Raw genomic sequence first — 25989 nt, forward strand, 5'->3', positions numbered from 1 at the left:
AAAATCCACTGCCAGTTTTCACGGATCCATGCCCATGCCGGTGCTGCCGGGGAAGAACACCAAACCGCTCAACCTCTCGATTATCGGGCCAACCCGTTGCGGTTTGGTTTCCGAATTGCCAACGCCAGCATGGAACCCTATGTCTGGGTCCCTAGACAGGCAATGATGAGCCCAGATGGCGCGCGCTTTCCTTTTCGTTCTCGATTCCTTCGGCATTGGCGGCGCCGCGGATGCCGAGCGCTATGGCGATACCGGCTCCAACACTTTCGGACACATCGCTGAAAGCTGCGCGCAGGGACGCGCTGATCGCGAAGGTTTGCGCGGCGGACCGCTTCTTGTGCCCAACATGCTTTCGCTCGGCCTGGGCGGGGCTGCCAGGACCGCGACGGGATTCACGATCGACGGAGCGGCCAGAGATCACCTCGCCTCCACCTTTCACGGCGCGGCGCAGGAAATTTCCAGCGGCAAGGACACGCCATCGGGTCACTGGGAAATCGCCGGATTGCCGGTCCGCTTCGACTGGGGCTATTTTCCGGACACCGTTCCCGCCTTTCCAGCCCAGCTGACCGAAGCGATGATCCGCGAAGGCGGAGTGCCGGGCATTCTCGGCAATTGCCATGCCCCCGGCACCGAAATCATCGAACGCTTCGGTGAGGAGCATGTCCGTTCGGGCATGCCGATCTGCTATACATCGGTCGACTCCGTTCTCCAGATCGCCGCCCATGAAGTGCATTTCGGCCTGGAACGCCTTTACGAATTCTGCAAGGTGGTGCGCGGGCTGGTTGATCCGCTGAACATCGGACGGGTGATCGCCCGGCCTTTCGTCGGCGAGACATCAGCCACTTTCACGCGCACGCACAATCGTCGCGATTACGCCGTGCCGCCACCGGAGCAGACCTTGCTGGACAGGCTGACGGCACGCGGCAGCCGGGTCATCGCGGTCGGCAAGATCGGCGACATTTTTGCCCATCGCGGAATCTCGGAAGTGCGCAAGGCCGCCGGCAACATGGCGATGTTCGACAAGGCGCTGGGCGCGATGGAGGATGCTGGCGACGGCGATGTCGTCTTCGCCAATTTCGTCGACTTCGACACCGAGTTCGGCCATCGGCGCGACGTCGCCGGCTATGCCGCCGCGCTCGAAGACTTCGACCGGCGGCTGCCGGAGGCGCTTGCGCGGCTGAAGCACGGAGACCTGCTCATCCTCACGGCGGATCATGGCAATGATCCGACCTGGCGCGGCACCGACCATACGCGTGAGCGCATTCCGGTCATTGGCACCGGGCCTGGTTTGAGAGGCGGCGATATCGGACTTCGAGCAACGTTCGCCGATATCGGGGAAACGGTTGCGGAACATCTCGGGCTGGCGCGCGGTCGCCATGGCACCTCCTTTTACGCAGCGATAAGTGGCAATGCCTGAATTACCCGAGGTCGAAACAGTACGGCGTGGATTGCAACCGGTTCTGGAAGGCGCGCGCATCATCCGCGTCGAGGCCCGCCGGCCGGATTTGCGCTTCCCGTTTCCCGAACGGTTTTCGGAGCGACTGGCCGGCAAGACGATCAATGCGCTTGGCCGCCGGGCCAAATATCTGACGATGCATATGGAAGACGGGCCCGTGCTGATCTGTCATCTCGGCATGTCCGGCTCATTCCGCGTCGAAACGTCCGACAGCGACGAAATGCCGGGCGTGTTCCATCATGAACGCTCGAAGAGCGCCAATCACGACCATGTCGTTTTCCACGTCGCGTCCGCCAGTGGCGACCGATCCCGGGTGATTTTCAACGACCCGCGCCGCTTCGGCTTCATGTTGTTTTCGGAAGCGACCGCCAATGAGCATCCTATGCTGGCAGGACTGGGCGTCGAGCCGACCGGCAACACGCTGGATGGCGCACTGCTTTCATCGCTGCTGCAGGGTCGGAGGTCGCCGTTGAAGGCCGCACTTCTCGACCAGCGGCTGATCGCGGGCCTGGGCAACATCTACGTGTCGGAAGCGCTGTGGCGCGCCGGCCTTTCGCCCCTGCGCGAGGCCGGCACGATAGCCAAACCCGGCAAGAAGGCCCGGGAACAGAGTGAGCGCCTCGCGGAGGCGATCCGTTCCGTCATTGCCGATGCCATCGCTGCCGGAGGATCGTCCTTGCGTGACTATATGCAGACGGATGGCTCCCTGGGCTACTTCCAGCATTCCTTCGCTGTCTATGACCGCGAGGGAGAACCTTGCTCCAAGCCCGGCTGCGGTGGCCACATAGAGCGCATCGTGCAGAGCGGACGCTCCACCTTCTATTGCCGGTCATGCCAGGTGTGAGCTAGTTGTTTTGAGCAAGGAGATGCGGCCATGACCTATGAAACCATCCTCACCGAAACGCGCGGCAAGGTCGGCCTGATCACGCTGAACCGGCCAAAGGCGCTCAACGCGCTGAATTCTCGGGTCCTCGCGGAACTGGTCGCGGCAGTCACCGATTTCGGCTCGAATGCGGATATCGGGGCGATGGTCGTCACCGGCTCGGAAAAAGCCTTCGCGGCGGGCGCCGACATCAAGGAAATGCAGGCGCTCTCCTATGCCGACGCCTACACCCAGGACTTCTTCGTCGGCTGGGAGGATTTTACACGCACGCGCAAGCCGATCATCGCGGCGGTGGCCGGCTATGCGCTGGGCGGCGGCTGCGAACTGGCCATGATGTGCGATTTCATCATTGCCGCCGACAATGCCAAGTTTGGCCAACCGGAGATCACGCTTGGGGTCATGCCGGGCATGGGCGGATCGCAACGCCTGACCCGCTTTGTCGGCAAGTCGAAGGCAATGGACATGTGCCTGACCGGACGGATGATGGATGCGCAGGAAGCCGAGCGCTCGGGCCTGGTGTCGCGGGTCGTGCCAGCCAGCGATCTCGTCGAGGAAGCCGTGAAGGCAGCGGCCAAGATCGCCGAATTTTCACTGCCGTCCGTGATGATGACAAAAGAGGCCGTCAATCGTGCCTACGAGACCACTCTTGGCGAGGGACTGCGGTTCGAGCGCCGCCTGTTCCACTCCCTTTTTGCGTTCGAAGACCAGAAGGAAGGCATGGCGGCCTTCGCTGAAAAGCGGAAGCCGAATTTCACGAACCGATAGAGCAGCAACATTGACCAAAAAGAAAGCCGGCGAGCGTTGACGCGCCGGAAAAGCTGCACTATAAGCCGCACCAACCGAGGCGGCCCCGTGGCTGCCCGTTTGTTTTTTGCGCCCTGCGGCACCCCGCATGAGCTCACCAGATCAGAAGAGAGGCATCATGGCCAATACATCCTCGGCCAAAAAGGCAACGCGCAAGATCGCCCGCCGCGCGGCGATCAACAAGAACCGCCGCTCGCGTGTCCGCACGTATATCCGCCAGGTCGAAGAGGCATTGGCCTCCGGCGACAAGGCAGCGGCACAGGCAGCCTTCAAGATCGCAGAGCCGGAGTTGATGCGCGCCGCGACCAAGGGCGTCGTTCACAAGAACACCGCATCCCGCAAGGTTTCGAGACTGGCCCAGAGGGTCAAGGTTCTGTCGGCCTAAACATCCCCTTTCTGAACTGATCTTCTTAAAACCCGGCCGTTTGAGCCGGGTTTTTTCGTTTGCCGGCAAGCACTTGAAACAAAGCACCAAAACCACGCACCGCAGGTATTTCGAAGCTCGAAATGCTTTGCCGGCATAAACATGCTGACCAATCCCCGCAGGCATTGAACGCATCCCTGCCCGGAACGGGGCCTGGCACAAATTACCCTTATTTTTCAGATAGTTATGGATGGTGATCCACAGCTTGTTCACATCGCCCGGGGGCGATGGGGGACAAGTAGCTGTCAAGCGAATTATTTCAGAAAATTTCAGGCCGCGTGGCCTTTTTCATATTCGCCGGAAAAGGGTTTGAATCACAATGGCTTTGTCAAAATATGCCCCTGCAGCAAGGCTTCCACAACCCTCTGTGCTAACCAGATTCCTTAAAAATCGGTTAGTGGTGGCCTTGCCCTATCCACAGCGATTTCGGTAATGTCCATCCATCGAAAGGGACGGGCCTTAGGCCCTTAACCCAGCCTGAATCGGCCAGCATAAATTGGCGGAGTTTGCAACGCGGATCTATTTCGCGGACGGGTTGGTTTTGCCTTTTTGATACGGTAGGGGACTGGCGTAATTGTACATGGCAGATTGACGGCGCGCCGGCGCTTTGTTCGCCGGATGGAGTCGTATTGCCTTGGCATGACCAACCGGACTGGCTTCCAGGAAGCCGGTGCCGATCCCCGATCTACGAGGCGAGATCGTCTGCCAGCGGCGGCAGATGGCATCGCAGCAAAGCAGACGCCGGAACACGGGTGCAGGAGGCGCACTCCCGGCGGAAACAGGTACAGAAAGACAAGGAACTCGATCATGCAGAGCGGCATCGAAAGGGAGCTTACGGGCGACCTCCCATTTCCTGGAACTTTGATCAGAGGGAACGACATGACGGCTTCCAGCGAGGCGGAACAGAAATTCGATCGGGTCAAAGCCCAGTTGAAGGCGCGCCTGGGAACCGAGGTTTATTCGAGCTGGTTCGGCCGCATGAAGGTCGCGGAGGCGTCCAAGGGCATTGTCCGCATCTCGGTGCCAACCGCCTTCCTGCGCTCGTGGATCAACGGCCACTATCTCGATCTCATCTCCGAGTTGTGGAAGCATGAGGACCCTGAACTCCTCAAGATCGAGATCGTCGTGCGCACCGCCACCCGTCAGGGCCGCGGCAGCCCAGAGCCCGAAATGCCCACGGCGCGCAAGATGACCAAGCAGACACAGACGGCGCTTGCCACGGGCACAGCCGGCCCTGGCAGGGTCGAGCGGGCACCGGCCCCTCGCCCGGGAACACCCGTCGAGAGCGAGTTCCGGCACAATGTGCTCGGTTCTCCGCTTGATCCGCGCTACACGTTCGGCTCCTTCATCGAAGGGCCGTCGAACCGGGTGGCTTTCGCTGCCGCCAAGGCAGTGGCGGAATCCCAGTCGAGCGCCGTGCGCTTCAATCCGCTCTTCCTTCACGCAACGGTGGGACTAGGCAAGACGCATCTCCTGCAGGCGATCGCGGCGGAATCGCTGAAGCAGAATCCGAAGTCGCGCGTCGTCTATCTGACGGCCGAGTATTTCATGTGGCGTTTCGCCACCGCGATCCGCGACAACAATGCGCTGACGCTCAAGGAACAGCTGCGCGATATCGACCTGCTCATCATCGACGACATGCAGTTCCTGCAGGGCAAGTCGATCCAGCATGAGTTCTGCCATCTCATCAACATGCTGCTCGACAGCGCCAAGCAGGTGGTGGTTGCCGCCGACCGGCCGCCGTCGGAACTGGAGTCGCTGGAGCCCCGGGTCCGCTCGCGCCTCAATGGTGGCGTCGCGCTGGAAATGTCGGCGCCCGACTTTTCCATGCGCATTGGCATGCTCAAGCTGCGCCTCGCTACCGCCAGGATCGATGACGCCTCGCTCGATATTTCGGAAGAGATCCTCAACCATGTCGCCCGCACGGTGACCGGCAGCGGACGCGAACTGGAAGGCGCCTTCAACCAGCTGCTGTTCCGCCAATCCTTCGAACCGCAGATCACCATCGACCGCATCGATGAGATCCTCGGCCATATCTATCGCTCGGGCGAGCCGAAGCGGGTTCGCATCGAGGACATCCAGCGTATCGTGGCGCGCCACTACAATGTGTCGAAGACCGAACTGCTCTCCAACCGGCGCACGCGCACCATCGTCAAGCCGCGGCAGGTGGCGATGTACCTGTCGAAGGTCATGACGCCGCGTTCCCTGCCGGAGATCGGACGGCGCTTCGGCGGTCGCGACCACACCACGGTGCTGCACGCCGTGCGCAAGATCGAAGACCTGTCGGGCAACGACAACACGCTGGCGCAGGAGCTTGAGTTGTTGAGAAGGCTGATCAACGACCAGGCCTGACCCGAACGGAAACACTGGAGCGGTTGGCTGGCCTGGAGCTGGCAAACCGCTCTAACTGTTTGTTTTGCCGCATTTGTGCGGACGCCAAATGGTTCCACCCGGTTGCAAAATGCTTTGGTTCGCGGGCTTCGGCATCTTTATCCCCAGAAAGCCCGCATGACCGGACCGAACCGGCGGCGCGGGCTTGCGTTTGCTGGCTTTTTCCTGTCAGTTTATGCAGATTCTGAGCCTGTTCAGACCTTTCGCGGGGCGCCGCTCGCCGGGGACCCGTTCATTCATTCAAGCGAGCCTGTTTCGTCATGCGTGTTATCCTGGAACGGTCAAATCTCCTGAAGTCGCTCAACCACGTCCACCGCGTGGTCGAACGGCGCAACACCATACCGATCCTGTCCAACGTGCTTTTGAACGCCGAGGGCGCCAGTCTCGAAATGAAGGCGACCGACCTTGATCTCGAGGTGACCGAGGCCACACCCGCCAAGGTCGAGCGCGGCGGAGCGACAACCGTTCCAGCGCATCTGCTTTACGACATTGTGCGCAAGCTCTCCGACGGCGCCGAGGTGATGCTCAAGACCGACGAAGACGGCAATGCCATGACCGTGACGTCTGGACGCTCGAGCTTCCGCCTCCAGTGCCTGCCCCAGTCCGACTTCCCCGAACTCTCGGCCGGATCCTTCTCGCATATTTTCCGGCTGGATTCGGTCGCCCTGAAGGGCCTCATCGAGAAGACCCAGTTCGCCATCTCCACCGAAGAGACGCGCTACTATCTGAACGGAATCTACCTGCACACGCATGAGGTCGGCGGCAAGCTGAAGCTTCGCTCTGTAGCGACCGACGGCCATCGCCTGGCACGCGCCGAGATCGACGCGCCGGCGGGTTCCGAGGGCATGCCGGGCATCATCATTCCGCGCAAGACGGTCAGCGAGTTGCAGAAGCTGGTCGACGATCCGAACGTGGCGGTGACCACGGAATTGTCCGACACCAAGATCCGCTTCACCATCGGCAGCGTCGTTCTGACTTCGAAGCTGATCGACGGCACTTTCCCCGACTATCAGCGCGTCATTCCGACCGGCAACGACAAGAAGCTGATCATCGATCGGCAGAGTTTTGCCGCCGCCGTCGATCGCGTTTCGACGATTTCCTCCGAGCGCGGCCGGGCGGTGAAGCTTTCAATCACCGAAGGCCAGGTGACGCTTGCCGTCAACAACCCGGACTCGGGCAGCGCCACCGAGGAACTGGCCGCCGACTATTCGTCCGATCCGATCGAAATCGGCTTCAACGCCAAATATTTGCTTGATGTCGCCGCCCAGCTGACCGGCACGGAAGCAAAATTCATGCTCGCGGATGCGGGCTCGCCGACGCTGATCCACGACATGGCCGACGAAACCGCACTCTATGTGCTGATGCCGATGCGCGTTTAGCCGCATCGCCGCACTCGGCTCTGCTGGGTGCGGCCTTGGGAACGATGATTGCGGCGACTTCTACAGGCGGATAGCGGTTGCCGGAACAGACCCATATAAGTAAGCTGACACTTACGAATTTTCGCAACTATGCGGCGCTGTCAATCGATCTTGGCCCCGGCGCTGTGGTTTTTTCCGGCGACAACGGCGCCGGCAAGACCAATCTCTTGGAAGCGATTTCCCTTTTGACGCCTGGGCGCGGCTTGCGCCGTGCGCCCTATGGCGACGTGGCGCGCGAGGGTGGTGACGGCGGTTTTGCGCTGCATGCACGTCTTGATGGGCCGCAAGGCGAAGTCGAGATCGGCACCGGCATTTCCGGCGATGCCGCTGGCGAGGGCAGCAGGCGAGTGCGCATCAATGGCGCGACGGCACGCTCGGCCGAAGACATGCTGGAGTGGCTGCGCGTCGTGTGGCTAACGCCGGCGATGGACGGCCTGTTCACCGGGCCGGCCGGCGACCGCCGCCGCTTCCTCGACCGGCTGGTGCTGGCGATCGATCCGGGCCACGGCCAGCGTGCGCTCGATTATGAAAAAGCGATGCGCGGCCGCAACCGCCTGCTGGCCGAGGGTTCGCGTGACGGCGCCTGGTTCGACGCAATCGAGATGCAGATGGCGGAAACCGGCGTGGCGATCGCCGCGGCGCGGGCCGAACTGGTGCGCCTGCTCGCCACCATGATCAACAGATTGCCGGACGCCGGACCATTTCCCCAGGCAGACATAAGCCTTTCGGGAGAATTGGAAAGCGAAGTGAGCGCCGCGCCGGCAGTCGATGTCGAGGAACGCTTCCGCCGCGCGCTTGCCAGAGGTCGCGAGCGCGACCGTGCCGCGGGACGGACACTCGACGGCCCGCACCGCTCGGATCTCATGGTTCGGCACCGGCCCAAGGCGATGCCGGCCGAACTCTGCTCGACCGGCGAGCAGAAAGCGCTTCTGGTCGGCATCGTCTTGTCGCATGCCCGCCTGACCGGCGAGATGTCGGGCATGACGCCGATCCTGCTGCTCGACGAGATCGCCGCGCATCTCGACAGCGGACGGCGCGCGGCGCTGTTCTCCATCCTGGAGGAGTTGAACTGCCAGGCCTTCATGACCGGAACCGACGCAGCGCTGTTTTCCAGCCTGACCGGACGTGCACAATTCCTGACGGTTGACCACGGCGCGGTTGCGCCAACCATCTGAATCTCCGCCGATGAACCCCTGACAAGGTTTTTCCGCCGCTATATGGTCTGGCAATGACCCCCACCGCATTGACCGCCGAAGAAATCGAACGCTACGCCCGTCACATCGTTCTGCCCGAGATCGGCGGGGCGGGACAGCAGAAGCTGAAACAGGCACGGGTGCTGGTCGTCGGCGCGGGCGGGCTGGGAGCGCCGGTGCTCGAATACCTTGCCGCCGCAGGCGTCGGCACGCTCGGCATCGTCGACGACGACGTCGTCTCGCTTTCCAACCTGCAGCGGCAGGTCATTCACGGCACCGACACGGTCGGCATGCTGAAGACCCACAGCGCCAAGGTAGCAATCGCCCGCATCAATCCCAACACCACTGTCGAAACGCATACATTCAGGCTGACCGCGGACAACGCGGCGGCCCTCGTCGCCCGCTATGACGTCGTCGCCGACGGTTCCGACGATTTCGAAACGCGCTATGCGGTGGCCGATGCCTGCTCGACGGAGAAACGGCCGCTCGTGCATGCCGCCGTCGGCCGCTTCGATGGTTCGGTGACGGTGCTGAAACCGTTCGAAGCCGGCAAGGATGGCAAGCTAAACCCAGCCTATCGCGATCTTTTCCCCGAGCCGCCGCCGCCCGGCCTGGTGCCGTCCTGCGCGGTGGCCGGCGTTCTCGGCGCCCTGACCGGTGTCGTCGGCACATTACAGGCAATGGAGGCGATCAAGCTGATCACCGGCATCGGCGAGCCTCTGGTCGGCCGACTGCTGCTTTACGATGCGCTGGCCGCGCGCTTCGATACGATCCGCTACAAGAGAAACTGACCCCATGGGCGGGCCTGCGAGCGTTTCCATTGTTAGGCTTCCGGCCGATTTCGAGCGCTGGGACGATGTGCTGGCGCTTATCCTCCGCGCCTTTGCCTCGATGAACGGCGTCATCGACCCACCGTCCTCGGCGCACCGGCTCACCGTGGCGGGCCTCAGGGAAAAGGCCACGCACGAGACAGGCTTCGCGGCGTTGCAGGACGGCAGGATTGTCGGCTGCGTCTTTGTTCGGGAAAGGCCTGATGATCTTTATGTCGGAAAGCTCGCGGTCGAACCTGAGCGGCAGGGCCAAGGCATCGGCAAGCAATTGATGCTGGCTGCCGAACGCCTTGCCCGCGACTGCGGCAAGGCGGCCATCGAACTTGAGACGCGGATCGAACTGACCGCCAATCATGCGGTGTTTGCCCGCATGGGCTTTCGTGAAACCGAACGCACCGCGCATGAGGGCTACAGCCGGCCCACCTCGATCACCATGCGCAAGACGTTTATATAAGCTCCCGCTAACCTTCAAGCGTCATACGATTGGACGATTCCGGCAAGGCGACGCAATCGTGGCAAGGTCACGTCCGCAGCGGCAACACCCGGTCAGGGGGGCGGTGGCCGTCGAAAAAGGCCCTGATGTTGATGATGACCTTTTCGCCCATGTCGATGCGGCCCTCGAGCGTCGCCGATCCCATATGCGGCAACAGCACGACCTTGCCCTTGGCGGCGAGCTTCAGCAGCTTCGAGTTCAACGCTGGCTCGTGCTCGTAGACGTCGAGGCCGGCGCCGGCGATCTTGCCGTCCTGGATCAGCTTGACCAGCGATTCCTCGTCGATGATGTCGCCGCGCGCCGTGTTGACGATGTAGGCCGTCGGCTGCAGCAGGGCCAGCCGCCGCGCCGAAAGCAGATGAAAGGTCGCCGGCGTCGACGGGCAATTGACCGAGATGATGTCCATGCGGGCAAGCATCTGATCGAGGCTTTCCCAATAGGTCGCCTCCAGCCCGTCCTCGACCGCCGGCAGGACGCGGTGGCGGTTGTGGTAGTGGATCGATAGGCCGAAGGCCTTTGCCCTCCTGGCAACGGCGGTGCCGATTCGGCCCATGCCGACGATGCCGAGCCGCTTGCCCCAGATGCGCCGGCCGAGCATCCAGGTTGGCGACCAGCCGGCCCATTTCTTGTCACCGGTCAGGACACTGGCGCCTTCCACCAGCCGGCGCGGCACAGCCAGCATCAGCGCCATGGTCATGTCGGCGGTATCCTCGGTCAGCACGTTCGGCGTGTTGGTGACGGTGATGCCTTTCTTGGCCGCCGCCGCCACGTCGATCTTGTCGACGCCGTTGCCGAAATTGGCGATCAGCTTGAGATTCTCGCCCGCCTGGGCAATCAGCGCCGCATCGATATGATCTGTCACGGTGGGGACCAGAACATCCGCTTCCTTGACCGCCGCCACCAGTTCGGGCTGCGTCATCGGCCTGTCCTCGACATTGAGCCGCGCGTCGAACAGCTCGCGCATGCGGGTCTCCACGGGGTCCGGCAGCTTGCGCGTGATGACGACGAGAGGCTTCTTTTTGCCTGCCATTGTTTCCTCGTACCCCGATCTCGTTGAGACCTCTTTAACCAAGACAGGCGAAACTGAAAACTGGTCGCGGTGCCAGTTACCCATGTAACAAGCGGTTCCGCGGAAGACAAAGAAAAAGGGGCGCCATGGCCAACAGTCCGGCGCCGAAAGGAACGAAAGTGTCTGGTTACGCGTCGCTTCGCATGGCCTTCAGCGCAGCATGTCTTGGCGCTCTCGTCTATTCCCCGGTCGTGGCGGCGCAGGGCGCGGCCGCGCCCGCGCAGAGCATCACGCTTGGACCGAGCGGTCTGCCACTGCCGCGATTCGTCAGCCTGAAATCCGGCCGCGTCAATTCGCGCGTTGGCCCTGGCGCCAACTATTCTGTCGACTGGATGTACATGAAGGCCGGCCTGCCAATGGAAATCATCCAGGAATTCGATACCTGGCGCCGCGTACGCGATGCCGACGGGTCGGAGGGCTGGATCAACCAGTCGCTGCTTTCAGGCAAGCGCACAGCCATCGTCTCGCCCTGGCAGCGCGGCAAGGATGCCAAGATCAACCTGCTCAACAGCCCGCAAGACGGCGCGAGGGTGGTCGCCATCATCGAGCCCGGCGTCATGGGCTCGATCAAGTCCTGCAATGGTCAGTGGTGCGAAATGACTTTCGAGGGCCATACCGGCTGGCTCGCGCAGTCGCTTGTATGGGGCGCCTATCCGGGTGAGCGGGTCAAGGACTGATCCGGCCCCTGCTTTATCTCCAAGGGCATGAGCATTCGAGAAAACCAGATTCGATCCATGGGATCGTCTATCGGCCGATACGGCCGAGATGTGTGTCCTGGAAACCGCTCGGAAGCTTGAGGCCGTAACCCAGCGCGCGATCGATGGCGATGTGGACGATCCAGATCAAGGCGATCGTCGTTGCGATCGCACTGCCGCCGAAGTGACCCGCGAGCAGCAGCAGCACCGGCGGATCAGGATGTGCAGGGCGTTGTAGCTGATAGCGCCCACCCGAGGCCCGGCGAGATAGCCGAGCATCGACAGGTCCGGAGCCAGGATGAGCAGGGCAAACAGCCACCAGGAACTGCCGCCGACCGCGTAGAATGCGATGGCGGCCACCGCGACAACGGCCCATTCGAGCCGGACCGTCAAATTCAGGGATTTCATCGCGTGCGGATCAATCGCGGCGTTTCGGGCGCAGCCTCACCACGATGTCGACATTGGCGATCTCCATCCCTTCCGGCGGCTCCGGCAGATTGGTGACCGTCACCGGACCATCGGCGATGTCGAAGATCCGGTTTTCGCCTTCGATGTAGAAATGGTGGTGGTCCGAGGTGTTGGTGTCGAAATAGGTCTTCGACCCTTCGACAGCCAGGATGCGCAGCAGGCCCGCCTGGGTGAACTGATGAAGGGCGTTGTAGACCGTGGCCAGCGATACGGGCACGCCGGCGGCGATCGCCTCCTCATGTAGTTCCTCGGCTGAAAGATGGCGGTCGCCCTTGGCGAAAAGCAGATCGGCCAACGCGATGCGTTGACGTGTCGGCCTCAAGCCTGCTTCGCGAACCCGCTTGTCCACAGCGACATCTTCCTTCCGGCTGCCCAGATCCATCTGTTTGTCGAGCCCTTACTTCCGCCCCAAGACACGTCCAGAGTGGCAAAATAAGGGCCTCTGCCTGAACCGGACACCCGCTGACATATATTCTGTCGGCTGAATACGATCAATAGCGCGCATTGACCCGGGCAGACGGGCGGGTTAAGCGCAAACGCCGGTTTCCGGCCGGAAACAGATTGTGTTAGGAAACCAACGACAAGGGCGCACTACCGCCCGGGACGATTACGGGGACGAGTTGATGGCGGGTTCGAAATCCAGCTACGAATATGAGGAATTGCTTGCCTGCGCCCGCGGCGAGCTGTTCGGGCCGGGAAACGCCCAGTTGCCCTATCCTCCGATGCTGATGTTCGACCGCATCACTGAGATCAGCGAAACCGGCGGCGCGTTCGACAAGGGGTTCATCCGGGCCGAATTCGACATCAAGCCGGACCTGTGGTTCTTCGCTTGCCATTTCATCGGCAACCCGATCATGCCGGGATGCCTGGGGCTGGACGCCATGTGGCAGCTGACCGGATTCTATCTTGGCTGGCTCGGCGAGCCTGGCAAGGGGATGGCGCTGTCGACCGGTGAAGTGAAATTCAAGGGCATGGTGACGCCCTCGGTCAAGAAGGTGGAATACGGCATCGACTTCAAGCGTGTGATGCGCGGACGGTTGGTGCTCGGCATTGCCGATGGCTGGCTGAAGGCCGATGGCGAGCCCATATACTCGGCGACGGATCTCAAAGTGGGTCTGTCAAAGCAGTCGGCGGTCGCCTGATCGTCACCGGACACTCTGGAAGGAGCAGCCCATGAGACGGGTCGTAGTCACAGGCCTCGGCATTGTGTCGTCAATCGGCAACAATGCCAACGAGGTGCAGACCTCGCTCCACGATGCCAAATCCGGCATCAGCTTCTCCGATTCCTTTGCCGAACATGGCTTCCGCTGCCAGGTCTGGGGCGCACCGACGCTCGACCCGTCCGAAATGATCGACCGTCGTGCGATGCGCTTCCTGTCAAAGGGTGCTGCCTGGAATCACGTCGCCATGGATCAGGCGATCGCGGACGCGGGCCTTGGCGAGAGCGACATCACCAACGAGCGCACCGGCATCGTCATGGGCTCGGGCGGACCGTCCACCCGCACTATTGTCGAAGCGGCCGAGACCACGCTCAAGAACGGCAGCCCCAAGCGCATCGGTCCGTTCGCCGTACCTAAGGCGATGTCGTCGACCGCATCGGCGACGCTTGCCACATGGTTCAAGATCCACGGCGTCAACTATTCGATCTCGTCGGCCTGTTCGACCTCGGCACATTGCATCGGCAATGCCTACGAACTGATCCAGTGGGGCAAGCAGGACATGGTCTTTGCCGGCGGTCATGAGGATCTCGACTGGACGATGTCCGACCTGTTCGACGCGATGGGCGCCATGTCGTCGAAGTTCAACGACCGGGCGTCTTCCGCCTCACGCGCCTATGACGTCAACCGCGACGGCTTCGTCATTGCCGGCGGCGCCGGCGTGCTGGTTGTGGAAGAACTCGAACACGCCAAGGCGCGCGGCGCCAAGATCTACGCCGAGATCGTCGGCTATGGTGCGACCTCTGACGGCTACGACATGGTGGCGCCCTCTGGCGAAGGCGCTATTCGTTGCATGCGGCAGGCCTTGTCGACAGTGTCCGGACCGGTCGACTACATCAACACGCACGGCACCTCGACGCCGGTCGGCGACTCCAAGGAAATGGGCGCCATCCGCGAGGTGTTCGGCCAAGACATGCCGCATATCACTTCGACGAAATCGCTGACCGGCCACTCGCTGGGCGCCGCCGGTGTGCAGGAATCGATCTACTCGATCCTGATGATGCAAGGCGGCTTCATCGGCGAGAGCGCTCATATCGAGAACCTCGATCCCGAATTCGAGGGCATGCCGATCGTGCGGAAGCGCATCGACAACGCCAAGATCGACACGGTGTTGTCGAACTCGTTCGGCTTCGGCGGCACCAACGCAACGCTCGTTTTCCAGCGCTATTCCGCATAAGGCCAGCGTTTTTGTAGAAGGATTGCCGGCCATGGACGGATTGATGAAGGGCAAGCGCGGGCTTGTCATGGGCGTCGCCAACGATCATTCGATCGCCTGGGGCATTGCCAAAAAACTGTCCGAACATGGGGCGGAACTCGCTTTTACATATCAGGGCGACGCCTTCGGGCGCCGGGTCAAGCCGCTCGCCGAGAAGCTTGGTGCGTCCCAGATCATTCCCTGTGACGTCGAGGACAGCGCATCGGTAGCCGCCACCTTCGAGACCCTGGGAAACAGCTGGGGCGGGCTGGACTTCATCGTCCACGCCATCGGCTTTTCCGACAAGAACGAGCTGAAAGGCCTCTACGCCGACACCAGTCGTGACAATTTCGTCCGCACCATGGTTATCTCCTGCTATTCCTTCACCGAAGTGGCCCGCCATGCCGCCGCCTTGATGAAAGACGGTGGCTCGATGATCACGCTGACCTATGCTGGATCCGTCCGTGTCATGCCCAACTACAACGTCATGGGCGTCGCCAAGGCCGGCCTGGAAGCCAGCGTGCGATATCTCGCCAACGACTACGGTCCGCGCGGGATCAGGGTGAACGGCATATCCGCCGGACCGGTGCGCACGCTCGCTGGCGCGGGGATTTCCGATGCACGCCACATGTTCTCCTACCAGCAGCGCAACTCGCCGCTGCGCCGCACGGTGACCATCGACGAGGTCGGCGGTTCGGCCCTTTATCTCCTGTCCGATCTGTCTTCCGGCGTCACCGGCGAAATCCACTATGTCGATTCCGGCTATCATATTGTTTCGATGCCGACCCTCGACGAATTGAAGCAGACCGACGGCGGACGGGAATAGTCTTATCCAGTAAAATTATATGCATTGACGGAAACTCATTTTAAGGAGAAGTCCGTTAGAAAGCCCCGCACTGGGGACTTTTGTAATGCAAGCTGTCGGTAACCCGAAGCGAACACCGATATTCCGGCTGCTGACCATCGCAAGCTCGGGAATGGGCAGCTTCGTTCTCGGCCTCTGGGGCCTGAAGTACAGCTTCGGCGGTAACCTTGCCGGCATGCCGGTGAGCACGATGATCTGCATCATGGCCGCCCTTTGCGCGCTAGCCGCCGCGGGTGCCTCCTTGTCGTTCTTTGCCGGCGTCGATGAATCGGCGGAATATGTCTTCAAGGAAACCCATTTCGACAAGCTGACCGGCCTGCTGGCACGACCGGCGATGGTCGGCAAGATCGCCGAAGCCGCGTGCGCCACCAGCAAGACCGGTGAACCGGTGTATCTCATCGACATCGACATCGACCGCTTCAAGCAGATCAACGACGCAATCGGCTACAGCCAGGGCGACGAACTGATCCGCGCCTTCACGAAGCGACTGAAGACCTGCCTGCCCGAGAGCGCGGTGATCGGGCGCATCGGCGCCGGCGAGTTCGCGGTGCTGCTGCCCGACCTTGCAATCCAGGGATCGATGGAAGGCACCGTCGAGAAGATCATCGACGAGATGATGGAGCCCTATCAGCTCAGTTCCCACCTGCAATCGGTCAGCCTGTCGGTGGGCATCGTTGCGATGCCCAAGGACGGCGTCGATCCTGTGCTCATCCTGCGCCGCTCCAATCTGGCGCTGCAGAATGCGCGCGCCGGCGGTGTCGGCAACTGGTCGATCTTCCACACCGACATGGGCCGGGTCGCCGACCATCGCCAATGGATCGAATCCGAGCTGAACACAGCCTTCGATCGGGGCGACTTCGACCTCCACTATCAGCCGCAACTCGACCTACCGACCGGCCGGGTTATTGGCTACGAGGCGCTGATCCGCTGGAACCATCCGGAACGCGGCATGATACCGCCGATGGAGTTCATTCCGATCGCCGAGGAAACCGGCATGATCGGTCCCATCGGCGAGTGGGTGTTGCACAAGGCCTGTAGCGATGCCCGGCATCTGCCGGATGACTGTTTCGTCGCCGTCAACATCTCTCCGGTGCAGTTCATGACCAGGGATTTCGTCGGCATCGTGCGCGACACGATGGCAAGCACCGGCATCAAGCCGTCCAGGCTGGAGCTGGAAGTGACCGAGACGGCGATGATGCAGGACCGCGACCGCGCCGCGATCATCCTGCGCCAGCTTGCCGAGATGGGCATTTCGGTCGCCGTCGACGATTTCGGCACCGGCTATTCCAACCTCAGCTACCTGATCGACTTTTCGTTCGGCAAGCTGAAGATCGATCGCTCCTTCGTCAGCCGTATCGACACGGATTCGAGCTCGGGCGCGGTCGTCTCGACCATCGTCGGACTTTCACGAGCGCTCGGCGTCAGTATCATCGCTGAAGGTGTCGAGACCGAGAACCAGGCGACACTGCTCCGGGCCGCCGGCTGCGAAGTGGTCCAGGGCTACCTGTTCGGCCGCCCGGCACCGCTCAAGATCGGGCTTCGCGAGGTGCACGCAGCGCAAGGCGCTCGCGAGCTTCTCGTCGCCAACATGCATTGAGGCCGCCGCGGCGCCGTTTCAGCGGCGCGCGGAAAGCACCTTGAACATGCCGTCTCGGGCGATCTCGGCATGGCTGGAGAAGGCCGCCGCCAGCACCGGCTCGTAGGGCAACTGGCGGTTCGCGACCATGAACAGCCGCCCGCCCGGCTTCAAGGCCTTCGCCGCCGCGCGGATCATGCCGGCACCAATCTCGGGCTCGGCCGCGCGGCTGCGATGGAATGGCGGGTTCATGACGATGGCATCGTAGCGCCGCTCAACCGGCTCGCTCAGCAGATCGACCCAGAAGAAATTTCTTGCAACCGATTGGGCGACATCCGCAAGATTGGCTTTTGCCGCTTCCAGTGAAGCGAAGTCAGCCTCATGCAGGTCAATCGCGGAGATGGCCGGTGACCGCGCCAACGTCTCCGCCGCCAGATAACCCCAGCCAGAGCAGAAATCAGCGACGTGGCCGCGCAGGTCGGCAGGCAGGTTATCGACCAGCAGTTTCGAACCGACATCGATCCGGTCGAAGGAAAACATGCCGGGATTTGTCGTGAAACGGCCGTCGACCCGCGGAGCGGGATTGGCGGCGCGAAGCGTGGCGGCGGCCACGGCATCCGCCGGACGGCGAAACCAGAAGGCGGTGCCGTGGTATTTCGGCATATGGCCGTCAAGCGGCACAAGCTCGCCGAGACGCTTGCGCAGGCTGGCGATGCCCTCATCCTTGCCGCCAGCGACAACGACCAACCCACCGGCCGCCACACGCTCAAGCGCTTCCGCGATACGCAGTTCGTTTTGTCCGCGATGGCGCCCGGCAAGCACGAGCGCCACATCGAAACCCGTGCCTTCGCCTTGCGGCGTGATGATCCGGCCGGATGTCTGCAGCGCCCGAAAATAGGGTCGGAAGCCCTGTACCAGATGGATTTCGGCCTCGAAGCCGTCAGGCAGCCGAAAGCCGGGTTCCGCGCCCAGGAAGAGAGCGCACTCGCCCTTGCCCGGCATCGAGATGGCTTGCGCCTCGAATGGATGGAACAGTGTCTTCGTCGCTTCGCCGGACATTCCTTGATCCCACCTGATCCACCGCAGCAAAAACGGAAAATCCCGTTGTGCTCCAAAAAGAAAACGGGCGCGACCTTACGGCGCGCCCGCTTCGATTACACTATCAGCCTGTTCAGGCGGCGTTTTCTTCGCCTTCGGTCTTCTTGTCGCGGGCGAGTTCCTTGCCGGTGGTCTGGTCGACGACCTTCATCGACAGGCGGACCTTGCCGCGCTCGTCGAAGCCCATCAGCTTGACCCAGACCTTGTCGCCTTCCTTGACGACGTCGGAGGTCTTGGCGACCCGGTCGTTGGCAAGCTGCGAGATGTGGACGAGGCCGTCACGCGGGCCGAAGAAGTTGACGAAGGCGCCGAAGTCGGCGGTCTTGACGACCGTGCCTTCGTAGATCTCGCCGACTTCCGGCTCGGCAACGATGGTGTGGATCCACTTCTTGGCCGCCTCGATCTCCTTGGCGTTCGACGAAGCGATCTTGACCGTACCGTCGTCCTCGATGTTGATCTTGGCGCCGGTCTTTTCGACGATCTCGCGGATGACCTTGCCGCCCGAACCAATCACGTCGCGGATCTTGTCGGTCGGGATGTGCATGACCTCGATGCGCGGTGCGAACTCACCGAGTTCCGAGCGCGCGCCGGAGAGCGCATGGCCCATTTCGCCGAGGATATGCAGGCGGCCGTCCTTGGCCTGGCCAAGCGCGATCTGCATGATCTCCTCGGTGATGCCATCGATCTTGATGTCCATCTGCAGCGAGGTGATGCCGTTGGCGGTGCCGGCGACCTTGAAGTCCATGTCGCCGAGGTGATCCTCGTCGCCAAGGATGTCGGAGAGAACGGCGAAGCGCTCGCCTTCCTTGATCAGGCCCATGGCGATACCAGCGACGGGCTTCGCCAGCGGAACGCCGGCATCCATCAGCGCCAGCGAGGTGCCGCAGACGGTGGCCATCGACGATGAACCGTTGGACTCGGTGATCTCCGAGACGACGCGCAGCGTGTAGGGGAACTGGTCAGCGCTCGGCAGCATCGGGCGGATAGCGCGCCAGGCGAGCTTGCCGTGGCCGATTTCGCGGCGACCCGGCGAACCCATGCGGCCGGTCTCACCGACGGAGTAGGGAGGGAAGTTGTAGTGAAGGAGGAACTTCTCCTTGTACATGCCGGTCAGCGAATCGACATACTGCTCGTCCTCGCCGGTGCCTAGCGTGGCAACGACCAGCGCCTGGGTCTCGCCGCGGGTGAACAGCGCCGAACCGTGCGTGCGCGGCAGGACGCCAACTTCGGAGACGATCTTGCGGACGGTCTTGAGGTCACGACCATCGATGCGCGAGCCGGTGTCGAGGATGTTCCAGCGCACGACCTTGGCCTGGAGTTCCTTGAATACCGAGCCGATCTGCTCGGACGTGTACTTGGCCTCTTCGCCTTCGGCCGGGGCAAACGCTGCCTTGACCTTGGCCTTGACGGCGTCGACGGCGGCGTAGCGCTTCTGCTTGTCGACATTCTTGTAGGCAGAGCTGAGTTCGTCGCCGACGATCTTCAGCATCTCGGCTTCAAGCGCGGAATAGTCCGGCGCGGTGAAATCGCGCGGTTCCTTGGCGGCAACTTCGGCCAGCTTGATGATGGCGTCGATGACCGGCTGGAAGCCCTTGTGGCCGAACATGACGGCTCCGAGCATCAGCTCTTCGCCAAGTTCCTTGGCTTCGGACTCAACCATCAGCACGGCGTCGGCGGTGCCGGCGACGACGAGGTCGAGCTTGGATTCCTGCATCTCGTCGATGTGCGGGTTGAGCACGTATTCGCCGTTGATGTAGCCGACGCGAGCACCGCCGACCGGGCCCATGAAAGGAACGCCCGACAGCGTCAGCGCCGCCGAGGTGGCGACGATCGACAGGATGTCCGGATCGTTCTCGAGGTCATGCTGCACAACGGTGACGACGATCTGGGTGTCGTTCTTGTAGCCGGCGGCGAAAAGCGGGCGGATCGGGCGGTCGATGAGGCGGGAAACCAGCGTTTCCTTCTCGCTCGGACGGCCTTCGCGCTTGAAATATCCACCCGGGATCTTGCCGGCGGCGTAGGTCTTTTCCTGATAGTTGACGGTCAGCGGGAAGAAATCGAGACCTGGCTTCGGCTCCTTCATCGAGACGACGGTGGCGAGAACCTTGGTCTCGCCGTAGGTGGCAAGCACGGCGCCGTCAGCCTGACGGGCGATCTTGCCGGTTTCCAGGATGAGCGGACGGCCGCCCCACTCGATTTCCACTTTGTGGTAATTGAACATATCTTGTCCTTTGTATGCGGAAAGGGCCGCGCCGTTTCACCGTGCGCGGATGCCCTTTCCCCCTGGCTTCCTTTGCGGACCAGTCACGGGCAAGACAGCGGGAAGCTCGATAAGTCGGGCGCGGTGGCCGCGCGAGCGTCCTGCAATCCTGCCCCATGACTGTCCATGGGCGGTTCCGATGCAGCCCTGTGCCGCCGCGGAACCGAATTGCCGATCGATGCGATCGGTCTTGCACATGATCTCGAAAACCTGAGGTTTTCGGACGTAATCACACGCAAATTCAAATTACCGGAGCGTCCTTTGCATGTCCGTTCAGACTTGCGGCGCGCTCCATGCTTCATTCGTGCATTGGTTTGTCTTGAAGATCGCGTCGCGCCTTTCAGCCCGATGCTCCAATGCGCGACCGGCGGGCCCTCCGAAGAGAACCCGCCGGTCAATTCGTCAGCGGCGCAGACCGAGCTTCTCGATCAGCGTCTGGTAGCGCGCGTCGTCCTTGCGCTTGAGATAATCAAGCAGGCTACGGCGCTGGGAGACGAGAGCGAGCAGACCACGGCGGGAATGGTTATCCTTCTTGTGGTCCTTGAAGTGGTCGGTCAGGTTCTTGATGCGCTCGGAAAGGATGGCCACCTGGACTTCCGGAGACCCGGTATCGCCCTTGGCGGTTGCGAATTCACCCATCAATTCTTTTTTGCGCTCGGCAGTAATCGACATCGTGTTTTTCCTTATCTGTTCGAGGAAACGGGACGCCCTCAGCCGGGATGTCGTCCAGCAGGGGCCGGTGCAAGCAAGGCGTCAAGGCGCTATGCTGCGGCGCATATAGTGCAATTCCCCGGAAAACGCCAGCCCAATTCACAAGCCGGCTTCACGCGGGCTTCCGGACAGCCATGCGGGGCAAGATGATGCAGGATTACGGACAATCACCCGGCGAAAACCCGCTTTGGCTTGAACATGCCCTGCTCGATGGCGCCGATGGCCACAAGCTTGCCGCGTGCCGTGGCGCAGGCTTCTTCGGCTTCGACCGGGGCATCGCGACCACGGATGATCACCGGATTGCCGAGACGGATCTTGGTCGCGGCATCATCGCTGATCGCGACCTGCGGCAAGCAGTCGAGTGCGGCGGATGTATCGACCAGCAGCGCGTCGATGGCGCTGAAGTCGACGGGCACGTCTACTGCGTCATCCGCCTCCACCGATTCCGCGGGTTCATCGCCTGGTTTGCCAAAACGAGCGGCCTCGAGTTCGGCCAGCGTGACAAAATCCTCGGCTGTGAACGGGTCGACCTCGACCCGGCGGAGTTCGGAAATATGGCCGAAACAGCCGAGGTCGCGACCCATGTCGCGGGCCAGCGAGCGCACATAGGTGCCCTTGCCGCATTCGATCTCGAAAATGGTGTGGTCGGCGCCATGCTCGATGATCTCCAGACGGCCGATCTCGACTTCGCGCGCTGGAATGTCGACCGTCTCGCCTTCGCGGGCGAGATCGTAGGCGCGTTCACCGGCGATCTTGATGGCCGAGAACTGCGGCGGCGTCTGCATGATGACGCCGGTGTATTTTGGCAGCAACGCACGAACATCCGTCTCGGAGGGGCGTTGCTCCGAACTTTTGGTCGCCGGGCCTTCGAGATCGTCGGTCGAGCGCTCCTCGCCCCAGGCAACCGTGAAACGATAGATCTTGGCGCCGTCCTGCACGTAGGGCACGGTCTTGGTGGCCTCGCCAAGCGCGATCGGCAGCATGCCGGACGCCAGGGGATCAAGCGTGCCGGCATGGCCGGCCTTGTCCGCCTGGAACAGCCATTTGATCTTGGAGACGGCTTCGGTCGAACCCATGCCGACCGGCTTGTCCAGTACCAGCCAGCCCGAAATCGGCCGACCCTTCTTCTTGCCGCGGCGCCCCACTATTCAGTGTCCTTGTCGTCGTCCTCGGAGAGATCGCGCGCAACTTCGGGCGACTTCAGCAAGGTGTTGATCTTGGCGAAATTGTCGAACGAGGTGTCGAGCTTGAAGCGAAACTCAGGCATGAACTTCATCTGCCGGAGCGCACCGGAGACGCGGCCCCGCACGAATTTCGCATGCTTGTTCAGCGCCGCCACCACGGCATCGGTATCCTTGGCGCCGAGCGGCGAGACGAAGGCCGTGGCGACCTTCAGGTCGGGCGACATGCGCACTTCCGAGACCGAAACCACAGTGTTCTCGATCAGCGGATCGATGATCTCGCCGCGCTGCAAGGTTTCGGACAGGGCATGGCGCACCTGTTCGGCGACGCGCAGCATGCGCTGGGATGGACTTGATGTGGTTGGACGGGGCATTTTTCTCAATCCTGAAAGCGTGAGGCGTGGGATAGGACCGCGCCGCATGTCTCATATGTTTTGGGCGGCGGTCTCTCGACCACCGCCCGGTCTCAGCAAGATACTCGAACTCAGAGCGTCCGGGTTACCATCTCGACGCGGAAGCACTCGATGATATCGCCGACGCGCATGTCCTCGTAGTTCTGGAAGGCCATGCCGCACTCCTGGCCGCCCGGGACTTCCGAGACTTCGTCCTTGAAGCGCTTCAAGGTCTTCAGCGTGCCTTCGTGGATGACGACGTTGTCGCGGATCAGGCGTACGCCCGCGCCACGCTCCACCTTGCCTTCGGTGACACGGCAACCGGCGATCTTGCCGACCTTGGTGATGTCGAAGATTTCGAGGATCTGCGCATTGCCGATGAAGGTCTCGCGACGCTCCGGCGACAGCAGGCCCGACAAGGCTGCCTTCACGTCATCCACGAGGTTGTAGATGATGGAATAGTAGCGGATCTCGATGCCAGCGGCCGCTGCGGCCGCACGCGCCTGTGCATTGGCGCGAACGTTGAAGCCGATGATCGCGGCGCCCGACGTCTCCGCCAGCGACACGTCGCTTTCGGTAATGCCGCCAGCGCCGGCATGGACGATGCGCGCACGCACTTCGTCGGTGCCGAGCTTGTCCAGGGCCGCGTTGATCGCCTCGATCGAGCCCTGCACGTCGCCCTTGATGACCAGCGGGAATTCCTTCAGCCCGCTTGTCTGCAACTGCGACATCATCTGTTCGAGCGAGCCGCGCTGGCCGGCATGCTTTGCAACCGCCTTCTCGCGCGCCAGACGCTGGCGATATTCGGTGATCTCGCGAGCACGGGCCTCGTTGTTGACGACAGCGAAACGGTCGCCCGCCTGCGGCGTGCCCTGAAGGCCGAGCACCTCGACCGGCATTGCCGGCGGCGCTTCCTTGACCTGCCCGCCACGATCGTTGACCAGCGCGCGCACCCGGCCCCATTCATTGCCGGCAACAAGGATGTCGCCGGGCATGAGCGTGCCGGTCTGCACCAGGACGGTGGCGACCGGACCACGGCCCTTGTCGAGCTGGGCTTCGATGACGACACCTTCGGCGGTGCGGTCAGGGTTGGCCTTGAGGTCGAGGATTTCGGCCTGCAGCAGGATCGCCTCGAGCAGCTTGTCGATATTGGTGCCCTTGGTTGCCGACACTTCGACGTCCAGCACTTCACCGCCCATGGATTCGACGAAGACTTCGTGACGCAGCAGTTCCGAGCGCACCTTCTGCGGATCGGCATCATGCTTGTCGATCTTGTTGATCGCCACGATGATCGGAACGCCGGCTGCCTTGGCGTGGCTGATCGACTCGATCGTCTGCGGCATCACGCTGTCATCCGCCGCCACCACAAGGATGGCGATGTCGGTTGCCTGGGCGCCACGTGCACGCATCGCCGTGAAGGCGGCGTGGCCGGGCGTGTCGATGAAGGTGATCTTGTGACCGTTCTTCTCGACCTGATAGGCTCCGATATGCTGGGTGATGCCACCGGCCTCGCCGGAGACGACATTGGCATTGCGGATGGCGTCGAGCAGCGAGGTCTTGCCGTGATCGACGTGGCCCATGATCGTGACCACCGGCGGACGCGACACCAGATCCTCTGGCCGGTCGGCGATGTTGAACAGGCCTTCCTCGATGTCGGACTCGGCGACGCGGCGAACCGTATGGCCGAATTCGGTGGCGACCAGCTCGGCCGTATCGGCGTCGATGACGTCGCCCGGCTTCAGGATCTGGCCCTGCTTCATGAAGAACTTGACCAGGTCGACGGCGCGCTCGGACATGCGCTGCGCCAGTTCCTGGATGGTGATGGTCTCTGGCAGGATCACTTCGCGCATGACTTTCTCGCGCGGCTCATTATGCATCGCGCGCTTGAATTTTTCCTGGCGGCGACGCATCGAGGACAGCGAACGAGCCCGCGCGTCCTCGTCGGACAATGCGGAATTCAGCGTCAGCTTGCCACGGCGACGGTCTTCCTCGCTCTTGGTCGGCTTGGCCGGACGCGCCACTTCGGGCGTGACCAGACGGCGCACCGGTGCGCCGGCCACAGCCCGCTTCGGCTTGACCTCTTCTTCGTCGTCGACGGTTGCCAGTTCCGCTGCCTGCGGTGCGCGGCGGCGTGCTTCTTCCTCGGCGCGGCGGCGGGACTCGGCCTCGGTCTGGAGGCGCGCCTCTTCCTCTGCCTGACGGCGTGCGGATTCCTCGCGCTCCCGCTTGCGGCGCTCCTCGTCCTCGGCGCGGCGCTTGGCTTCCTCGGTCGCGCGCTGGCGATCCTCGACCTCGCGAACTTTCGAGCCTTCAAGCGCCCTGCGGCGCGCTTCCATTTCACTGCGCGACAGCTCGTTCAGCACCATGCCGCCGCGTTCGGCTGGCCTTGATGGCGGCGGAGGCGGCGGCGGAGCCTTGGGCGCTTCCTGCATGACGACGGGCGCCGGCGCGGGGGTCGGCGCTGGCGCGGGCGCAGGCGCGGGTGCGACCGGTGGCTTCGGCGTGAAGACGGACACAGGCGCGGCAGCAGCCGGCTCCGGCTTGTCGCCGGGCATGGAGAACTTGCGCTTCTTGGTCTCGACCACGACCGCCTTGGTGCGGCCATGCGAGAAGTTCTGGCGCACAGTGCCCTGTTCCATACCGGGGCGCTTCAGCGTCAAGGTCTTCTTCGGTGTAACGCTCAACGTCTTATCGTCGCCCGATTTCGTATCGCTCATTCCATATCCTCTGCGGCATCATCTTCGTCAGCAACAGCCGCAATCATTGCAAGATCGTCCGGGGTACCGCCCCGATATCGGTCGAGCGCAACCATGCGCTTCAGGACCGCCCTGCCCGCGTCTCCCGCGAGAACGGCAGCATGTATCACATTTGTACCCCCCAATGCCAAGCTCAACTCGGCCTCGGAGAAAAGTTTGTAAGCAAGCGTTGCAGGTCCGCCGAGATGGACGGTTGCCCGTCGCGCCTGGCTGATCTTGCGCACCCCATCATCGGACGCCTCGGCCGCATGAAGCACGAAAAGCGCCAGCCCGCTACGAACCGCGCTCTCGACCTTGGTGGCCCCAAGCGAAATCGCGCCCGCCTTGCGGGCAAGGCCAAGCATACCCAAAGCGGATCTGGAAAGCAGCCCGTCGACCATGCCGCCAAGATCTGGCGGTACGGTCACCTGCGCCTTGAATGCGCGAGCAAACAGGTTCTTCGCCGCCGCCTTGTCGATATGTAGGCGGTCGGCGGTCACCCAGCAACCACGGCCGGGGAGGTTTCTCTTGAGATCGGGAACGACGACCGAATCCGGGCCGACGACGAAACGGATCAGTTCATCCGGTTCGGCTTGTCGGCGCGTGACGATGCAGGTGCGATCGTTCATCTCGTC

General features: G+C 62.4%; 23 protein-coding genes and 1 pseudogene. 14 read left to right on the forward strand and 10 right to left on the reverse strand.

Features of this window, described 5'->3' with window-relative positions; translation table 11 throughout:
* Nucleotides 1–175: 175 nt before the first annotated feature.
* The 9 genes from ABVQ20_RS17525 to ABVQ20_RS17565 all read left to right on the forward strand — a co-directional run bounded on the left by ABVQ20_RS17525 (nt 176) and on the right by ABVQ20_RS17565 (nt 9853).
* Nucleotides 176–1417 (forward strand): phosphopentomutase, encoded by a 1242-nt coding sequence (locus tag ABVQ20_RS17525; RefSeq protein ID WP_354460765.1) that lies wholly within the window; start codon nt 176–178, stop codon nt 1415–1417.
* On the forward strand, nt 1410–2300 hold the full coding sequence (gene mutM, locus ABVQ20_RS17530; RefSeq protein WP_354460766.1) for a bifunctional DNA-formamidopyrimidine glycosylase/DNA-(apurinic or apyrimidinic site) lyase: 891 nt from the start codon (nt 1410–1412) through the stop codon (nt 2298–2300). Before ABVQ20_RS17525 ends, mutM begins: the two co-directional genes overlap by 8 nt.
* 30 nt (nt 2301–2330) lie before the next feature.
* On the forward strand, nt 2331–3104 hold the full coding sequence (locus ABVQ20_RS17535) for an enoyl-CoA hydratase (RefSeq protein ID WP_354460767.1): 774 nt from the start codon (nt 2331–2333) through the stop codon (nt 3102–3104).
* Between the two features lie 157 nt (nt 3105–3261).
* On the forward strand, nt 3262–3528 hold the full coding sequence (rpsT, locus tag ABVQ20_RS17540; RefSeq protein WP_227349086.1) for a 30S ribosomal protein S20: 267 nt from the start codon (nt 3262–3264) through the stop codon (nt 3526–3528).
* 846 nt (nt 3529–4374) lie between these two features.
* A complete protein-coding gene (gene dnaA, locus ABVQ20_RS17545) occupies nt 4375–5919 on the forward strand; it encodes a chromosomal replication initiator protein DnaA (protein ID WP_354460768.1) in 1545 nt (514 codons plus the stop codon).
* Nucleotides 5920–6218: 299 nt separating this feature from the next.
* Nucleotides 6219–7337 (forward strand): DNA polymerase III subunit beta, encoded by a 1119-nt coding sequence (dnaN, locus tag ABVQ20_RS17550; RefSeq protein ID WP_354460769.1) that lies wholly within the window; start codon nt 6219–6221, stop codon nt 7335–7337.
* 77 nt (nt 7338–7414) lie between these two features.
* Nucleotides 7415–8551: a DNA replication/repair protein RecF gene (gene recF, locus ABVQ20_RS17555; protein WP_354460770.1), complete on the forward strand. Its 1137-nt coding sequence runs from the start codon at nt 7415–7417 to the stop codon at nt 8549–8551.
* A gap of 53 nt (nt 8552–8604) precedes the next feature.
* Complete coding sequence (locus tag ABVQ20_RS17560) at nt 8605–9360, forward strand: molybdopterin-synthase adenylyltransferase MoeB (RefSeq protein WP_354460771.1); 756 nt, start codon at nt 8605–8607, stop codon at nt 9358–9360.
* Nucleotides 9361–9364: 4 nt separating this feature from the next.
* A complete protein-coding gene (locus ABVQ20_RS17565; protein WP_354460772.1) occupies nt 9365–9853 on the forward strand; it encodes a GNAT family N-acetyltransferase in 489 nt (162 codons plus the stop codon).
* Between the two features lie 67 nt (nt 9854–9920).
* Here the strand turns inward: ABVQ20_RS17565 and ABVQ20_RS17570 are convergent, their stop codons facing one another.
* Entirely contained in the window at nt 9921–10922 is a 1002-nt protein-coding gene (locus ABVQ20_RS17570; RefSeq protein WP_354460773.1) for a 2-hydroxyacid dehydrogenase, read from the reverse strand.
* 158 nt (nt 10923–11080) lie between these two features.
* Between ABVQ20_RS17570 and ABVQ20_RS17575 the strand changes: the two genes are divergently transcribed.
* Nucleotides 11081–11638 (forward strand): SH3 domain-containing protein, encoded by a 558-nt coding sequence (locus ABVQ20_RS17575; protein WP_354460774.1) that lies wholly within the window; start codon nt 11081–11083, stop codon nt 11636–11638.
* A 67-nt stretch (nt 11639–11705) separates the two neighbouring features.
* On the opposite strand, the pseudogene ABVQ20_RS17580 reads toward ABVQ20_RS17575, so the two are convergent.
* Together ABVQ20_RS17580 and irrA are read right to left on the reverse strand one after the other, a co-directional pair.
* Nucleotides 11706–12064: pseudogene (locus tag ABVQ20_RS17580) on the reverse strand (DUF4260 domain-containing protein).
* Nucleotides 12065–12074: 10 nt separating this feature from the next.
* On the reverse strand, nt 12075–12506 hold the full coding sequence (gene irrA, locus ABVQ20_RS17585; protein WP_354460775.1) for an iron response transcriptional regulator IrrA: 432 nt from the start codon (nt 12504–12506) through the stop codon (nt 12075–12077).
* Between the two features lie 241 nt (nt 12507–12747).
* On the opposite strand from irrA, the gene fabA reads away from it, so the two are divergent.
* The 4 genes from fabA to ABVQ20_RS17605 all read left to right on the forward strand — a co-directional run bounded on the left by fabA (nt 12748) and on the right by ABVQ20_RS17605 (nt 16998).
* Nucleotides 12748–13266 carry a 3-hydroxyacyl-[acyl-carrier-protein] dehydratase FabA gene (fabA, locus tag ABVQ20_RS17590; protein ID WP_354460776.1) on the forward strand — a complete coding sequence of 173 codons (519 nt, stop codon included), beginning with the start codon at nt 12748–12750 and terminating at the stop codon, nt 13264–13266.
* 31 nt (nt 13267–13297) lie between these two features.
* Nucleotides 13298–14518, forward strand: coding sequence for a beta-ketoacyl-ACP synthase I (gene fabB, locus ABVQ20_RS17595; protein WP_354460777.1), 1221 nt, complete (start codon nt 13298–13300; stop codon nt 14516–14518).
* A gap of 31 nt (nt 14519–14549) precedes the next feature.
* A complete protein-coding gene (fabI, locus tag ABVQ20_RS17600) occupies nt 14550–15362 on the forward strand; it encodes an enoyl-ACP reductase FabI (protein ID WP_354460779.1) in 813 nt (270 codons plus the stop codon).
* A gap of 85 nt (nt 15363–15447) precedes the next feature.
* A complete protein-coding gene (locus tag ABVQ20_RS17605) occupies nt 15448–16998 on the forward strand; it encodes a putative bifunctional diguanylate cyclase/phosphodiesterase (RefSeq protein WP_354460780.1) in 1551 nt (516 codons plus the stop codon).
* Between the two features lie 18 nt (nt 16999–17016).
* Here the strand turns inward: ABVQ20_RS17605 and ABVQ20_RS17610 are convergent, their stop codons facing one another.
* The 7 genes from ABVQ20_RS17610 to ABVQ20_RS17640 all read right to left on the reverse strand — a co-directional run bounded on the left by ABVQ20_RS17610 (nt 17017) and on the right by ABVQ20_RS17640 (nt 25983).
* The gene (locus ABVQ20_RS17610) at nt 17017–18036 is read right to left on the reverse strand and encodes a class I SAM-dependent methyltransferase (RefSeq protein WP_354460781.1); all 1020 of its coding nucleotides are present in this window, start codon (nt 18034–18036) and stop codon (nt 17017–17019) included.
* A 112-nt stretch (nt 18037–18148) separates the two neighbouring features.
* Nucleotides 18149–20296 (reverse strand): polyribonucleotide nucleotidyltransferase, encoded by a 2148-nt coding sequence (pnp, locus tag ABVQ20_RS17615; RefSeq protein WP_354460782.1) that lies wholly within the window; start codon nt 20294–20296, stop codon nt 18149–18151.
* Nucleotides 20297–20737: 441 nt separating this feature from the next.
* On the reverse strand, nt 20738–21007 hold the full coding sequence (rpsO, locus tag ABVQ20_RS17620) for a 30S ribosomal protein S15 (protein WP_006337962.1): 270 nt from the start codon (nt 21005–21007) through the stop codon (nt 20738–20740).
* A 206-nt stretch (nt 21008–21213) separates the two neighbouring features.
* The gene (gene truB, locus ABVQ20_RS17625; protein ID WP_354460783.1) at nt 21214–22191 is read right to left on the reverse strand and encodes a tRNA pseudouridine(55) synthase TruB; all 978 of its coding nucleotides are present in this window, start codon (nt 22189–22191) and stop codon (nt 21214–21216) included.
* Nucleotides 22191–22601: a 30S ribosome-binding factor RbfA gene (gene rbfA / locus ABVQ20_RS17630; protein ID WP_354460784.1), complete on the reverse strand. Its 411-nt coding sequence runs from the start codon at nt 22599–22601 to the stop codon at nt 22191–22193. The genes truB and rbfA overlap by 1 nt, the downstream gene beginning before the upstream one ends.
* 110 nt (nt 22602–22711) lie before the next feature.
* On the reverse strand, nt 22712–25336 hold the full coding sequence (gene infB / locus ABVQ20_RS17635; RefSeq protein WP_354460785.1) for a translation initiation factor IF-2: 2625 nt from the start codon (nt 25334–25336) through the stop codon (nt 22712–22714).
* Nucleotides 25333–25983: an RNA-binding protein gene (locus ABVQ20_RS17640; protein ID WP_354460786.1), complete on the reverse strand. Its 651-nt coding sequence runs from the start codon at nt 25981–25983 to the stop codon at nt 25333–25335. The genes infB and ABVQ20_RS17640 overlap by 4 nt, the downstream gene beginning before the upstream one ends.
* Between the last annotated feature and the right edge of the window lie 6 nt (nt 25984–25989).

The sequence above is a fragment of the Mesorhizobium shangrilense genome (assembly GCF_040537815.1).
Classification (GTDB): domain Bacteria; phylum Pseudomonadota; class Alphaproteobacteria; order Rhizobiales; family Rhizobiaceae; genus Mesorhizobium; species Mesorhizobium shangrilense.